General features: G+C 31.7%; 5 protein-coding genes. 1 reads left to right on the top strand and 4 read right to left on the bottom strand.

What is annotated here, in order from left to right:
• Positions 1-31: 31 nt before the first annotated feature.
• Together ACRDBA_RS13895 and ACRDBA_RS13890 are read right to left on the bottom strand one after the other, a co-directional pair.
• Positions 32-5167, bottom strand: coding sequence for an endo-alpha-N-acetylgalactosaminidase family protein (locus ACRDBA_RS13895; RefSeq protein WP_438573523.1), 5136 nt, complete (start codon positions 5165-5167; stop codon positions 32-34).
• Positions 5168-5561: 394 nt separating this feature from the next.
• A complete protein-coding gene (locus tag ACRDBA_RS13890) occupies positions 5562-10277 on the bottom strand; it encodes an endo-alpha-N-acetylgalactosaminidase family protein (protein WP_438573522.1) in 4716 nt (1571 codons plus the stop codon).
• A gap of 277 nt (positions 10278-10554) precedes the next feature.
• Between ACRDBA_RS13890 and ACRDBA_RS13885 the strand changes: the two genes are divergently transcribed.
• Positions 10555-11895: an MATE family efflux transporter gene (locus ACRDBA_RS13885; RefSeq protein ID WP_438573521.1), complete on the top strand. Its 1341-nt coding sequence runs from the start codon at positions 10555-10557 to the stop codon at positions 11893-11895.
• A gap of 68 nt (positions 11896-11963) precedes the next feature.
• Here the strand turns inward: ACRDBA_RS13885 and ACRDBA_RS13880 are convergent, their stop codons facing one another.
• The gene (locus ACRDBA_RS13880; protein ID WP_438573520.1) at positions 11964-12269 is read right to left on the bottom strand and encodes a hypothetical protein; all 306 of its coding nucleotides are present in this window, start codon (positions 12267-12269) and stop codon (positions 11964-11966) included.
• Positions 12270-12580: 311 nt separating this feature from the next.
• Positions 12581-17265: discoidin domain-containing protein (locus ACRDBA_RS13875; protein WP_438573519.1), on the bottom strand; the 4685-nt coding region annotated here is incomplete at its 5' end.

The following is a 17265-nucleotide window of genomic DNA, read 5'->3' as shown; positions in this document are numbered from 1 at the left end:
AAAGAGATGTCAGAGACATCTCTTTTTACAATTATTTAGTTGTTCTTACATTTACAGATACTGGTTTTGAAACTTCACCATTAGAGTATTTAGCTACAACCTTAAATCCATAAATTGAATTACTCTTTAATCCTTCAGCAGTATAGCTTGTAGCATCATTTACTTCTGCTACTATTTTACCATCTTTGTAGATAGTATATCCTTCTAATCCAACTGTTTCGCTTGGCTCATTCCAAGTTAATGTTGCTGAGTTTGAAGTTACATTTGAAGCCTTTAAGTTACTTGGTTTAGAAACAACTATATCTTGTGGAGTTAAATCCTTAATATATAAATCATCTAATATTAATTCATCAAATCCATTTCCTTTTTCAAACGCTAAATAGTAATCATTAGCATTTCCAGTTGTGAATTCTACTTTATATTCCTTAACTTCTCTGCTATATGCTGGACCATCTTCTGGTCTACCAACTACCGTTCCTGGTTTTAAAGTTTCTTTTAATAATTGACCAGCAGTTTTTGATTTTATTGCAACTGAATATAAATTATCTATTTTATTAGTATATTTAAATCCTAGTTCGTAAGTTGTATTTGGCTTTAATTGTAATGTTGATTCATCTGTTAATAACATTTCTCCTGTAGTACCTTGTTGTTGATTAGTCTTTAATGAGAATCTTCCATTAATTACCCAATTCATATATTGTCCACCTGCAGGATTCTTTTCAGCATAGTGAGTTCTGTTATCTGTTCCAAGGTTTTGTCCCATGTATAATGGTCCATGTCCTTCATCAACATTTTCAAAGTCTTCAAATAGTACATATCCATCTCTATTAGTTTTTTCTGTTCCTAGAGGATTAGTCCAAATTCTAAAGTCATCAATTAATACCATAGTGTCTTTCTCACTCTTTGGAACATCTACAACGATATTAGCTGTTGTTACACCTTCTGGTACAGTAAATTCAACTCTCATTCTTGTTGCTTTTTCACTATGCCATTTTAAACCTTCACCTACGTTAGTTCTCTTAGTAGCTCTAGTAATTGTACTTGTAGTAAGTTTTCCACCACAGTCAACACCTAAAGTAACATCTCTATCTCCATCTGATTTTACCCAAACTGAAGCTGTATAAGTTTTACCTGGAACTAATCCTTCAATTTCTTGAGAAATCTTAGCATCTTGTCCCTTTGAAGCTTCACCTGCATCACCATTTTCATCAAATTTATGAACATTCATTTCTGCCATTGATAAATATGCTCCAACAGCTTCGGTTCCTATTAATCTAACATGAGTTGCTTCTGTTTTAGCAAAGTTAATAGTTTTTAATTCAGAATCTCTGTCCCAAGTTCCTTCTGAAACCTTAGTAAAGTTTTCACCGTCAGTACTTACTTCTAATTGATACTTAAGTATCTTACCATTATCTCCAGATTGTCTTGGAAGGCAAGTAACCTTATCAATTGTATAGCTTCCACCTAAGTCTAAAGTTATACTTTGTGGAAGTGCTACTCCACTCCAGCTAGTATGCCATAATGTGCTTGCTGATCCATCTATAGCCATACTTGCTTCTTCACCTGGTTGACTATTAGAAGCAGTTGCAGTCATTTGTGATTGAGGGATTAAAGTTAAATCTGGTTTAACTTCACCTTGAATTACTAATGCATCATTACCTTTTCTTCTATCAACATTTTCGTTAACTATATTAATATGATCCATATTATCTGCAGTAGTTTCAACTTTCCAGCTATCTAAAGTTTGTGAATCAAATCCTGGATCTTTTATTAAGCTTCCTTCTCCCCATGAATCTATTCTGTTTTCATTAACTTTTTCTTGGAATACTACATATGGAGTATTTTTCTTAGCATCTATAGTTACTTTTCCGTCAACTACTGGAATTTCTTCTACAAATGTCTTTCCTAAATCTGATAATTCATATAACTTAATAGTTTCAGTTCCAGCCCAATCTACTGGTATATCCCATGTAGTTTCTCCACCATATGGATTCCAGTGGTAAACTTTGTTTTCTGGAGCTTCGTTTAATTGTTCCCATTTCCATGGAATGAATAACTTAGTTTTACCAATTCCTCTTTCATCTATAGTTTCATGCTCAGTTGATGCTATTAATCTACCATCTTGGTACATATTAATTACGCCATTTTCTCTTCTTGTTTCAAGACCATCGTTAAACTTAACGAATCCAGTAGTTCCATCATCTTCCCATTCTTGAATTTCAAAGTGTTGCATATATTTTGATGGTAGAGTTTGGTTATAGAATGTTTCTATTGCATAGAATCCTTCTACATCATGTCTAGTTCCCCATCCACCTGATAATGTATGCTTAGCTCCTTTTAATAAGTCGTCTGACATAAATACGTCTTGCTCTTGGTTTCTTATAAATCTTATAATCTTACTTTCATTTCCTCTGTTTGGATATGCAGGGTCTCCTCCCCAGTGAGTCCAAGCTGTTTGCTGCTCAAGTGGTCCATTAAACTCTGTAGCAAGCATCCAGTCATTTCCGTTTACTATTTCAGCTAATTCGTTAGCATTCCATCCATTTCCTGTATAAACGTCAACGTAAATCCATCCTAAATCAGGGTGATCTTCTTTAAGCATTCCAAATCTTCTAGCTAATTCTCCAGAAGTAACATCCTTCTTTTGATCTACATAGTAAGATTCATCCTTCCATCCCCAGCCTTTTCTAAATCCTGGTTGTAGATTGTCTACATCTAATTCAAATGCATCTAAATGATATTCTGTTGCATTAACGTGAACACCTATTTTAGCATTGTAATCCTTACCTATTTCAATTAACTTATTAAGGTCATCCTTACCACCTTGTCTTATACCAGTATGTCCACCGATATCAGCTATAACGTCATCATGACCTTCCCCTTGGTATCCTTTTTCAAGAACAAGTTGTCCAAATCCATCAGTGTAGTTAGATAACTTTTTAACCATATCTCCAGTTCTTAAGAATGGTGCTTGAGTTAATGATCCTATATTAAATGGAATATATGAGAAGCTGTTTCTTACATAATCCCCACCTTGAACTTCATTCATATTTTCTCTATAAAGGATAGCAGCATCTTGCCAGTTTACGTTTCCACTCTTATTTGTATCTCTAGCAACCATAATTTGTGACCATGGTAACTCTTCTGGTCCTCCAGGAACAACTCCATCATCTACCATAGTAAACTTAACAGTAGTTTCTCCATTAGCTAACCCTGCTTTTATAGCTTCTCCATATTCTTGACCAACACCAATCATATTAATTGTATCTTGGTTTCCTTGTTCTGGAACTGCTCCATCTGCATTGTTAATACAAATAACAAATGATGCACCAGCTGCTTGAGCATTTTTAGCCTTATCAACGAATGTATGAGTTCCTCTATCTACGATAGCAACTTTACCTGTTAAATCTTTTCCTTCAAAGTCTTCAACTCCACCTAATCCACAATAAACAGCTTCATATTCTTTATTTAAGAATTTCTTAATATCTGTTTCATTAGATTTAATTGCTTGATTTACTCCTGTAGTTGCTACACCTGCTACAGTACCAGTTAACTTAGGTGCACTTGCAGCATTTAATGATTCTCTATAAGTCCAAGTACCATTAGCAATACTTGCTTGCTTGTACCCTGATTTGTTAGCTATATCGATAATAGCTCTGTTTCCACCTTCTATAACATTATTATTAATAGCTATAGCAAATTTATCATCATTAATTATTCCATAAGTTTTGTTGTATGATCCAACTTTAGCTTCTTCTACTGATTTGAATTCTTCTCTAATATTATTCCAATCTCCAGTAGTTAATACTCCTGCAATTTGAGCATTATTAGTACTCTTTACAGATGCTAAGCTATGACCTGGGAAGTTTATACTTCTAACCTTGTAGCTTTCACCTTCATTAATTTCAGTAACTTCCATTTTTAATACATTATTTTCAACTAATGACATCTTTAATTTCATTACTAAATCTAAATCTTTAAATGTCATTGTGTAATTAGCTGTTTTATCATCAACTTGCTCAAATGCAACTTCTGGAATATAACTTTCTCCATTTAATTCAACAATATATAATTGCTCTTCTTCACCTGATAATATTTCTCCATCTGACCATTCATATCTTATAACTCTTGGGAAGTTATTATCTAAAACTACAGCCATATCTTCTGATTGTAATTTCTTTTCTTCAACTACAGTTTCAGGTGGAATTAAAGTTCCATCTTCTGGATCTGGTTTAACAGTTACATTTGCAACTACTTTTGTACCAGCTCTTAATATTGTACCTGTTGCTTGGAATGAACCTTCTTTAGCATAATCCTCCTTTGCTATAAAGTCCCAAACAACTTCTTCTGTACCTGTAGTTCCATCTGCATAAGTAACCTTAACCTTATTAGGTAATGATGGTTTTAATCTTACATAAGTTTCAACATTTACTTCTTCTACAGCATCTATTTCTTTATCATTTACTATTACTGTTCCAACTGGACCAATCTTAAAGTGGTCTACATATGAATCATTTTTTCCATACCAAGTTTTAAATCCAATACCATAACTTGAATTTACAGGAATATCTTCTGTAACAGTCATAGAATGTATTTGTTCTCCATCTAAAAGAACATCTATTTGTTTACCTACAAATCTAACTTGTAATTTATACTCTTGTCCCTTTACAATTGAAGGTCCTGAGAAAGTTGTATTTCCAATCTTCCATGTTCCATTTAAGTCATAACCAACAAATAAGTGAGCTCCATCTGTTTGAGGTCTTAAAACAAAACCAAATCTACCAGCCCCTGCTGAGTCATCTCCATCAACCTTAAATACCATTTCTGCTTCACCATCTTTAATTTGTGGTGCATTTTGGTCAAAGAATACAAACTCATTACCACCAGCTGTGTTTCTAGAAACTTTTAGCCAACCATTTTCAACTTCATGAGTTCCAGATCCTTTAAGAGTTTTCCAATCTGTCTTTTCTGTTCCATCGAAAAGTACAGTATATACCTCATCACTTATAGGTTGTACATTTTCTGCAATTGTTTTTGTGCTTCCAACATTGTTTAAGCCATCACCATTAGCAAATACTGGCATTGTTGATGCAACTTGTGTTAATAAAACAACACTTGCTACTAATGCAACTAATTTTTTATTCATTGTCTTTTTTCTTGGATTCATTCAACATTTCCCCCTTATCTCTTTAAAAAAGTAAAAGATAACTCTTTCACCATTACCCTAATTTTACCTTTTAAGTAAACTTTTACACAATAAATATATTGGTTATAAATGTAAAAATATTGTTATTTTTACAAATAAACCTTATTTTTATAGGGATTTTATTAAAAGTATCAAAATATTTTACGTTAATTTTACATTTTTATCTTTTATGAAAATTTCTTTTATCAATAATTAATACTCTAATTTAAAATATTTTATATAACTCTCTCTCCTTAAACTACCGGTACAAATTTAACTATAAAACTACCTAGGCTTTTTAAATTATTAAATTTATTAAAACAAATCAAAGAGGAAGTTCATCTCTGAACTTCCCATTATTTAAAATAATTATTTTTTATTTACTAGTTCTTACATTTATAGATACAGGTTTTGAAATTTCTCCATTAGAATATTTAGCTACAACCTTAAATCCATAAATTGAGTTGCTCTTTAATCCTTCAGCTGTATAGCTTGTAGCATCATTTACTTCTGCTACTACCTTACCATCTTTATAGATAGTATATCCTTCTAATCCAACTGTTTCACTTGGTGCATTCCAAGTTAAGCTTACTGAATTTGAAGTTACTTCTGAAGCCTTTAAGTTACTTGGCTTAGAAACAACTATATCTTGTGGAGTTAAATCCTTGATATATAAATCATCTAAAACTAACTCATCAAACCCATAAGCTTTTTCAAATGCTAAATAGTAATCACTAGCATTTCCAGTTGTAAACTCAAATTTATAATCTTTAACTTCTCTGCTGTAGGCTGGTCCATCTTCTGGTCTTCCTTCAACATTACCTGGAGTTAAAGTATGCTTAAATAAGTTTCCATCAGTTTTTGATTTTATTGCTACAGAATATAAATTGTCTAATTTATTAGTATATTTAAACCCTATTTCATATTTTGTATTAGGTTTTAATTGTAATGTTGATTCATCAGTTAATAGCATTTCACCAGTTGTTCCTTCTTGTTGGTTAGTTTTTAATGAGAATCTATCATTAATTACCCAGTTCATATATTGTCCACCAGCAGGATTCTTTTCTGCATAGTGAGTTCTATTATCTGTTCCAAGGTTTTGTCCCATATATAATGGTCCATGTCCTTCATCTACGTTTTCAAAGTCTTCAAATAATACATATCCGTCTCTATTAGTTTTTTCTGAATTTAGAGGATTTGTCCAAATTCTAAAATCATCAACTAATACTCTTGATCCCTCTTCATTATTTGAAACTTCTAAATAAAGTTTTGCAGTATCTACACCTTCTGGTACAGTAAATTCAACTCTCATTCTAGTTGCTTTTTCACCATGCCATTTTAAACCTTCACCTACATTAGTTCTAGTTGTAGCTCTAGTAATTTTGCTTGTAGCGTTCTTACCACCACAATTAACACCTAAAGTTACATCTCTATCGGCATCTGATTTTACCCAAACTGAAGCAGTATAAGTTTTTCCTGGAATTAATCCTGTAATTTCTTGAGCAAGTTTAGCATCTGCTCCATTATTACCTTCAATTACTACAGCATCATTTCCTTTTCTTCTTTCTACATTTTCATTTACTATCTTAATATGATCTGTATTAGAAGCTGTTGTTGTAACTTCCCAATTTTCTAAAGTTTGTGAATCAAATCCAGGGTCATTAATTAACGTTCCTTCTCCCCATGAATCAATTCTATTTTCGTTAACTTTTTCTTGGAATACTACATATGGAGTATTTTGTTTAGCATCTATAGTTACTTTTCCATTTATTACTTGGATTTCTTCTACAAATGTTTTACCTAAATCTGATAATTCATATAACTTAATAGTTTCTGTTCCAGCCCATTCTTTAGGTAAATCCCATGTAGTTTCTCCACCATATGGATTCCAGTGGTAAACTTTATTTTCTGGAGCTTCATTTAATTGTTCCCATTTCCATGGCATAAATAATGTTGTTTTACCAATTCCTCTTTCATCTATAGTTGAGTGATCTGTTGATGCTATTAAATTACCATCTTGGTACATATTAATTACACCATTTTCTCTTCTTGTTTCAAGACCATCGTTAAATTTAACGAATCCTGTAGTTCCGTCATCTTCCCATTCTTGAATTTCGAAGTGTTGCATATATTTTGATGGTAAAGTTTGATTGTAGAATGTTTCTATAGCATAGAACCCTTCAACATCATGTCTAGTTCCCCATCCACCTGATAATGTATGCTTAGCTCCTTTTAATAAGTCATCTGACATAAATACATCTTGCTCTTGGTTTCTTATAAACCTTATAATCTTACTTTCATTTCCTCTGTTTGGATATGCAGGGTCTCCTCCCCAGTGAGTCCAAGCTGTTTGTTGCTCAAGTGGTCCATTAAACTCTGTAGCAAGCATCCAATCATTTCCGTTTATAATTTCTGCTAATTCATTAGCATTCCATCCGTTTCCTGTATAAACATCAACATAAACCCATCCTAAATCAGGGTGATCTTCCTTAAGCATTCCAAATCTTCTAGCCAATTCACCAGTTGTAACATCTTTCTTTTGATCTACATAGTAAGATTCATCTTTCCATCCCCAACCTTTTCTAAATCCTGGTTGTAGGTTATTAACATCTAATTCAAATGCATCTAAATGATATTCTGTTGCATTAACGTGAACACCTATTTTAGCATTGTAATCCTTACCTATTTCTATTAATTTATTAAGATCATCCTTACCACCTTGTCTTATACCAGTATGTCCCCCGATATCAGCTATAACGTCATCATGACCTTCACCTTGATATCCTTTTTCAAGAACAAGTTGTCCAAATCCATCAGTGTAATTAGATAACTTTTTAACCATATCTCCAGTTCTTAAGAATGGTGATTGAGCTAATGAGCCAATGTTAAATGGAATATATGAGAAGCTATTTCTTACATAATCAGCTCCTTGAACCTCATCCATATTTTCTCTATAAATAATAGCAGCATCTTGCCATGTTACTCTACCATTACTATTTGTATCTCTAGCTATCATTACTTCTGACCAAGGTAATTCTTCTGGTCCTCCTGGAACAACATCAGCATTACTTTCTTCAGCCTTAAAAGATACCTTTATAGTATTTTCAGCACTTAATTGTTCTTTAATACTATCTCCAAGTCTTTGATCTATACCAATGACATTTGCTCCATCTTGGAATCCTTGTTCTGGAATTAATCCTTCTTGATTATTTATCATAACAAGGAATTCTGCTCCAGCTTCCATAGCAAACTTAGCCTTATCTACTAAAGCGTAAGTTCCTCTATCAACTAATGCTACTTTACCAGTTAAATCTTTTCCTGCATAATCTTCTTTTGCACCTAATCCACAGTAAACAGCTTCAAATTCTTTACCCATTGAATCTTTTATATCTATTTCACTATTTACAATTACTTGATTAGCTCCTGAAACATCTACTGTACCAATCTTACCAGTAAACGTTGGTGTATTTACTGAATTTGATGATTCTCTATAAGTCCAAGTACCATTAGATATACCTGCTTGCTTATATCCATCTCTTCCTGATACATTAATTACAGCTCTATTTCCACCTTCAATTACATTATTGTCAACTGCTATAGCAAATTTATCATCATTTATAATTGCATAAGTTTTTTTATGATCTCTTATTTTTGCATCTTGAACAGAAATAAATTCTTCTTTAATATTATTCCAGTCACCAACAGTTAATACAGATGATATTTGTCCATTTTCATTACTTTTAACAGAAGCTAAGCTATGACCTGGGAAGCTTATTGTTCTAACTTTGTAAGAACCTTCCTCATCTATATTAGTTACTTCCATTCTTAGTTTATTATCATCAGTTACTGATAATCTTAAATTCATTACTAAGTCTAATGAATCAAAAGTCATTTTATAATCAGCAGTTTTATCGTCTACTGCAGTAAATTCAACTGATGGAATATATTTAGTTCCATTTAGCTCAACTAAATATAATTGTTCTTCTTCACCATTTAATATTTCACCATCAGACCATTCATATCTTATAACTCTTGGGAAGTTATTGTCTAATACTACAGTCATATCTCCAGATTGAATAGTTTTTTCTTCAACTACAGTTACAGGAGGAATTAAAGTTCCATCTTCAGGATCTGCTTTTACAGTTACATTAGCTGTAACTCTTGTTTCTCTTCCCTCTATAGTTCCATAAGTTTCAAAAGTACCTTCATTTGCATATAAATCTCTTGATACATAATCCCAATTTACTACTTCTTGACCTAAAGTACCATCTTCATAAGTAACTCCAACTTTTGCTGGTAATTTAGGAGCTAATCTTACAAAAGTTTCAGCAGATACTTCATTAACTTCTTGTATTGGTTTCTTTGGTAATTCTTCATCTAATGATCCGACTGGTCCTACTCTAAAGTAATCTACATATGAATCATTATTTCCATACCAAGTTTTAAATCCTACACCATAGCTTGAATCTACTGGCATTCCAGTTAAGTCAACATTTTCACTAAATACTTGCTCATCATTTACCCAAACTGTAATTTTCTTTCCTTCAAATCTAACTTTTAATTTATATTCTTGTCCTTTTTCTAAGCTAGGACCTGAAAAATCTTTATTATTGTTCTTTGTACCTATTCTCCAGTTTCCACCTAAATCATATCCTACAAATAGGTAGTTTCCATCATTTTGAGGTCTTAATACAAACCCAAATCTTCCTGCTCCTCTTGAATCATCACCATCAACCTTAAATACCATTTCGGCTTCACCATCTTTAAATTGTGGTGCATTTTGATCAAAGAATGTAAATTCATTATTTACAGAGGCATCTCTTGTAACTTTTAGCCATCCATCTTCTACTGCATGTGTTCCTTCTCCTATTAGATCCTTCCAATCTGTCTTTTCTGTTCCATCAAATAGTACAGTGTATACTTCATCATTAACTGCATCTACATTAGTTGCTATTGTTTTAGTAGATCCTACGTTATTTAACCCATCACCATTTGCAAATACAGGCATTGTAGATGCAACTTGAGTTAGTAGTACTACGCTAGCTACTAACGCTACTAGTTTTTTATTTACTGTCTTTTTTCTTGGATTCATTAGCTATTCCCCCTCATGTCTTTTGAATAAGTAAATTTATTCCACTTATTAATGTCATTTTACATAAAAGTAAACATTTTCACAATAATTATATTGTTATTTATTGTAATTATATTGTTTTTGCACCATTTTATACAAATTATAGATATTTTATCTTATTTTGAGGTGATAGATATAACATTTTAGATGATGTTTATTTTAAATGTTATATTTAAGTAAAAAACTTGTATAATAAATTTTCTAATGATATTATAATCTAATGTTAGGAGGGTGATTGATGACAAAAGATATGACAACTGGTAGTCCAGTAAAATTAATATTAACTTTTTCTATACCACTATTAATAGGAAATATTTTTCAACAATTTTATAGTATGGTTGATACTATTATAGTTGGTAGATTTCTTGGAGTACAAGCTCTTGCTGCTGTTGGAGCAACAGGTTCCCTATCATTTTTAGTAATAGGATTTATTATAGGTTTAACAGGAGGCTTTTCTGTTTTAGTAGCACAAAGGTTTGGTGCAAATGATGATGAAGGTCTTAAAAAGGCAGTTGCTAACTCTATAATACTTTCAGCTATAATGACAGTTATAATAACAGTTTTAAGTGTATTGTTAGCTAAACCACTACTTACTTTAATGAATACTCCAGCAGACATTATAAACGATGCTACTTCATATATAAAAATTATATATGGTGGGTCAGTGGCTGCTATTTTTTATAATATGATTTCTAGCATACTAAGATCTGTTGGTGATAGTAAGACACCACTTTACTTTTTAATTATTTCTTCTATTTTAAATATAATATTAGATATAGTATTTATTGTAAACTTCTCCATGGGCGTAGCTGGAGCTGCATATGCAACTGTAGTTTCACAAGGTTTATCAGCAATTTTATGTTTAATTTACGTTTATAAAAAGTTCCCAATACTTAAATTAGAAAAAAAACATTGGAAAATTAAGAAAAGTTATATTAGCAGACAATTACGTATTGGTATTCCAATGGCATTACAGTTTTCTATAACAGCAATGGGAGTTATGGTTCTACAAGCAGCATTAAATATTTTTGGTTCAACTGTTATAGCCGCATACACTGCCGCTTCAAAGGTAGAACAACTATTAATGCAACCTTCAATTACATTTGGAGTTACTATGGCTACATACTCAGCCCAAAACTTAGGTGCTGGAAAAATACACCGTATAAAAGAGGGTGTAAAGAAATGTACAATTATATGTATAGTTACAAGTATTATTGCTAGTATAATAATGATATTATTTGGAGGATCATTTACAAAATTATTCTTAAGTGATAGTGATCCATCAGTTATTGCTTATGCAAGACAATACTTAAATACAGTTTCACTCTTCTTTATACCTTTAGGTTTAATATTTATTTATAGAAATACTCTTCAAGGTATTGGTGAAAGCTTTATTCCTATGATGGCAGGTGTTGCAGAGTTAGTTGCAAGAGCTATAGTTGCCTTTACACTACCTGCTTTAATAGGTTTTACTGGAATTTGTCTAGCTGGACCTTTTGCATGGCTCGCTGCAGCTATTCCTTTAGGAATTGCTTACTTTATAAAGATAAATAAAATTAAAACTGATAAAGCTTTATAAAAAAGTTAATAATAAAAGCTCATAGAGAGATTAAATCTTTCTATGAGCTTTCTTTTTATATAGTTACTTTATAATGCTTCTGTTGCCTTTTGAATTTGCATTAATGATTTATATATCTTTTCTGAGTCATCATTTAATACTCGATTAAAAATCTCTAGCTTGTCTAATCCATCTTCAAATATATATGCTATTTCACTTAAACTATATTTAATAGTACTTCCTGTAACATCCTCTAGAATTATTGTATTACCAGTATCATTAGATGAAATCGACTTCAACGTAGTCGAATTTAAATTATACTCTTTATTTTTAAATTCCACTAGTAATTCTACAGCTTCATTAGCTAAATTTTTCATTGTTCTAAGTTTGTCCATTTTGCACCCCCGAGTTTTAATTCTATTTAAATCATTATTATATTTACAAGTGATATTATATACTAAAACGTTTAAATAACTTGTCGAAATCAGTCGCTAGTTATTAGGAAATTTATGCTATTTATTTTATTTCTTTCTATTATTATTCTCCATAGATTTTATTAATTACATCAAAATCCTATAAGATACTGTTATTTTTATAGAGTTTATTAAATTTACCAATAAATAAGAGGCACAATTTTAAATTATACCTCTTATTTTTTCTATTAAATTATAATTATCTTGTACTTATTTTTAAAATCATGATTTTTTTATTTAGTAGTTCTAACATTTATGGATTGTGGTTTTGACTCTTCTCCATTTGAATACTTGGCTGTTACCTTTAATCCATAAATAGTATTAGCTTTTAATCCATCTACTGTTGCTTCTGTAGTTCCTGCTGGTACAGTTGTTAGTACCTTACCATCCTTATAAATTACATATTCAACTAATCCATGAGTATATACTGGTGCTGACCAAGTAAATGATACTTGTGAATTAGTAATTGATGTTGCTTTTAAATCAGAAACCTTTGAAACTACTATTTCTGCAGCTACTAATCCTTTAATAGCATCTTCAATATTAGTAATTGCATTAGTGACATCTTCATCAGTAGCATTTTCATCTATTAATACAACCTTTGCATCTTCTATAGCTTTTTCTAATATAGCAAAGCTTTCTAAAGTATAATCATCTTTAACAATAGCTTCAGCATTATTTATTGCTTCAGTTAACTTAGTCTTATCTACTTCTGAAGATTCTACTTCTTGTCCATAGAATTTAAGTTCAGCAACACTTGCATATTTGTTATTAGTATCACCAAGTGTTTCAAGAGCTGTAAATCTTAAATACTTAGCTTCAACTCCATTAAATCTTATAGGATTATAACCTCTATCCTCTAAAGCGCTTCCAGCATCATTAACCTTTAAATAACCTACTCTTGATTCTGTCCAATTTTCATTATCTAAGCTTGTTTCAATCATATACTTAGTAACATGTCCATTTCTACTACTTTGTCTTGGAAGATAGTCTACTTGATTTAACTTATACACCTCATCTAATTCAATAGTAATAGAAACTGGCAACTTATTACTTGCTTGATATCCAGAATGCCAAATAGATCCTTCATCACCATCTACTGCATTTTCAGGATAATCACTATCTGCATAGTTAGTTGCATGAATTGCAGTTAATTTATTAAAATCAATTACATCCTCTTGTACTGATGAACGTTCTTTTAATCCATTTATTTTATTTCTTACATCTACAATACATCTACTTACTTCAAGCTCTGTAGCTTCAATATTATTTAAAATTTCCTCAGCTGCTTTTAAACTATTTACTAAAGCATCATAAGTTTCCTTAGTATATATTTCATTTAATTTTGCAGCTTCTTTTCCTTCATTTATTATTTTAACTAAGCCAGTCTTGTCTACACCTTCACCAACAGTAATAGATTTTTTAACAGTAAACTTACCATTAGCTGTTGTTGCTGTAATATTTGTAGTTCCTGCCTTAATTCCTCTTAAATAGTAATTAACAGTATCTCCACTATCTACACGAACAACTTCAACTACGTCTGGATTTTCTGAATGAATTCTATAATATCCACTATTTGAATCTTCTGGAGTCACCTTTGCAGAAATTGGTGTAATCTTATTTTGATATAAAGTTATATCTTCATTAGAAGTAAATTGAATTCCATCTGCTTCTTTTCCCTTTTTCTCATAGAATTCTATTTCATTAATAGCTAAAGTATTCTTATCTTTATGTGACTCTAATGCAGTAATTACTACTTTATCAAATACTTTACCTTCTAAATTAAATATAGTTTTACCTGTTGAAATATTAGCAATTTCACCTAATTCAGTTTTTACTCCATTTAAATAACCTACTGCTTTTACTTTCTTCATAGCAGCAATATTTATAGTTCCACTTGAATTCATTCTATTATAAATAGTAATATTATCAAGTTCTTTTGGTTCATTAAACTCAAATGTCATTTCAAATGGAAGAGTTCCTTTATCAGCTTGGTCTGGTGTAAATACCCACTTTAAGTCCATACGAGATGAATCATCACTACTTGTTGTTCCATCTATTAACTTATTTAATCCCATTCCAGTTTGTAATTGAGTTTCGTCACCTGATACCTTTATATCTTCCTTTGCTACCTTACTAGTTGAAGGCTTACCTTGTGGTAATTCAGAATCAACATCTACTATTTTAGCTATTGCTTCCTTAGATGTCATCTTACTATCTACAAGCATAGCATGAGTAGCTTCTAAATCAAAAGTTACATCTGATTTAGCTTTAAGAGTTATTCTTGATACAGGTTCTGTTCCACTTATTTTTGGCTTATTTCCTACATTCGTAAATACGGAATATACAGCTTGACTACCATCACTATGAACTCTTACCTTTGATAGGTTATCCATTTCTGCTGTTGTAACAGTTCCTTCTGCCTTAACAAACTCATATTTATTTATATCTAATGGTATTTCTACACTAAATGCATTTACATCTGAAAGGCCAGTACCTACTACATCTACAGTAAATGTTTCACCAGCTTTAATTTCTGTTTTACTTGGTACAAGCATTAATTCTCCTGTAAATTTATTAGTTGTTGGTTTTACTCCACCCTCTAATTGTGATGCTACATATGCAATATCATAAGCATCTATTATTCCATTACCATTTAAATCTGCAGCTGATACATAATCCCAGTCTGCATCTACTGTAGTTAATCCTGTATAGTTTTGAAGGAATACTAAATCTCCTTCTTCAATAGTTCCCGAATTATTCCAGTCACCTACAAGCTTCCCTGATGTTCCATCTACTTTATAAGGTCTAAATTCTCTCATTGTAAAGAAGTTACCAATTGATTCCTTTGCAATTATCTTAAAGTAACGAGCTTTTATAGGCTTATCAAATTCAATTGTATTTGCTTTACCATAAAGATCAAATTGAGGTAGCCCTGTTCCAGCTACATTGCTATATACCTTTTCGTAGTTTATTCCATCTAAGCTACTATAAACTTCAGCTCTTTTAACAGTACCATTTCCGTAGTTTCTAAATAATAAATCTAATTTTTCTATTTCATAAGCCATTTTCATATCAAATATTACTGGCTTATCAATTGCATTTCCTGCTGAGTGGAAATCTGATGTTTCATCTCCATCTACTGCTTTATCAGGTGATGAACTACCGTAGTGTCCTTCTTTCCATATTACTTCCATACCCTTTGGAACATTTCTATATGGATCTAGTGAAGTTCTTGGAGATAATACTTCACTCCACTCAGAATATCCGTCTTTATTTATGGATCTAACTCTATAATTGTAAACAGAATCATATTCTAACCCTATATGCTTATAGTTAGGTTCTGTAATTCCTTTAAATATAGTGCCATCTATTTCAACTTCATATCCTGTTGCACCTTCTACAGCATCCCAAGCTAAATCTATAGTTGTTGGAGTTATTAACTCTTCAGGTGCTCTTAAATTTGCAGGAGCACTTAAATTTTCATTAATTTCATTTTTACCAATATCTTGTGTGTTTACAAAATCCTTAACTGTTAACTCAACTTCATTTTTAGTGACGTCTGTTTTATCAACCTTAACATAAACCTTTGGAGTTGTATTCATTTCAACATTAGCAAACTCAGATCCTTCAGTTGCATACTTATTTAAGTTTGGAGTTTGGTCATAGAAGTACATATTAGTTCCTGCATTGTACTCTTCTAATGACTTAGCTTCAGTAAGGGCTACATCACTTCCTCCAACTTTTACTCCTAATTCTGATGGTTTTTCGCTTACGTTAACCACAAATTCAGTAGTTCTTTCAGTAACTATTCCATCATAGCTTCCAGTTAATAAACCAGTACTAATAACAGCAGTTCCTTTTCCTGTTTTTGGAGCAGAAGAAGTAACTAAAGTTGTTGCTGACTTACCATCTTTATAATCAGTAGTTAAACCATCATCTTCATAAACTTCAAAACTTGTATCACCACTTGGATAAACTTCAAATTTACGTTCTTCAGAATTTATCGTTTCTGGAGTATTATTTTCATTTGCCATTGGAATAATTGCCCCATTCTTTATGAATAAAGGTAATTTCCATACTGGTGCTTCAAAATTATTTATTACTCCTCCACCTCTATAATGTTCTCCTGTAAAGTAATCTATCCAAATTTGATCTTCATCTGGAAGATAAATATCATTTCTTATATCATTACCTTGAGTATCTGATGCAGTATTTTGATATATTGGGGCAACTAACATATTTTCTCCCCACATATATTGATACTCTGTAGCCGTTCCATAAGTATATGCATTTGGATATTCAAGCATCATTGCTCTTACCATTGGCATACCGTTAGTAGTAGCTTCATTAGCAATACTATAAATATAAGGCATCATTTCGCCCTTTAATTTTAAATACATTCTATTTATTGAAGTATATGGTTCACCAAATACATAAGGATTCTTAGCATTGCTTCCCCATCCATCCATATCTAATTGAAGTGGCGTAAATGCCTTCCATTGAAAATCACGAGTTTGAATTATTGGTTTATTACCACCAAATATACCATCCATATCTGATCCTACATTTGGATTACCAGATAAACCTGTTCCAATATAAGTAGGAATATGGAATCTAATATACTCCCAATCTCCACCATATTGATCTCCTGACCATAATGTTGAGTATCTTTGAGTTCCTGCCCAACCATCAACAGCTACAACATAAGGTCTCGCCTTATCCTTTGAATTCTTTTCAATACCTTCTGCAGCTTGTCTAACTGAGTTAAGAGCAAATGAATATCCAGCCCCTACCCATGCAACGTCAGTTTTAACAGCATTTGTTCCAGCAACTCCAACTTCCTTATCAATATCTCTTTCTAAGTAAGCTGCTTGATTACCAGTAGGCTTTAATTGACTTTGTGTCCAAAGACCGG

Origin of the sequence: Clostridium sp. (assembly GCF_051654825.1) — a bacterium.
Taxonomy (GTDB): Bacteria; Bacillota; Clostridia; order Clostridiales; family Clostridiaceae; genus Clostridium.
The sequence above is the reverse complement of the archived record's forward strand: the minus strand, read 5'-3'. Positions and strand labels throughout refer to the sequence as shown.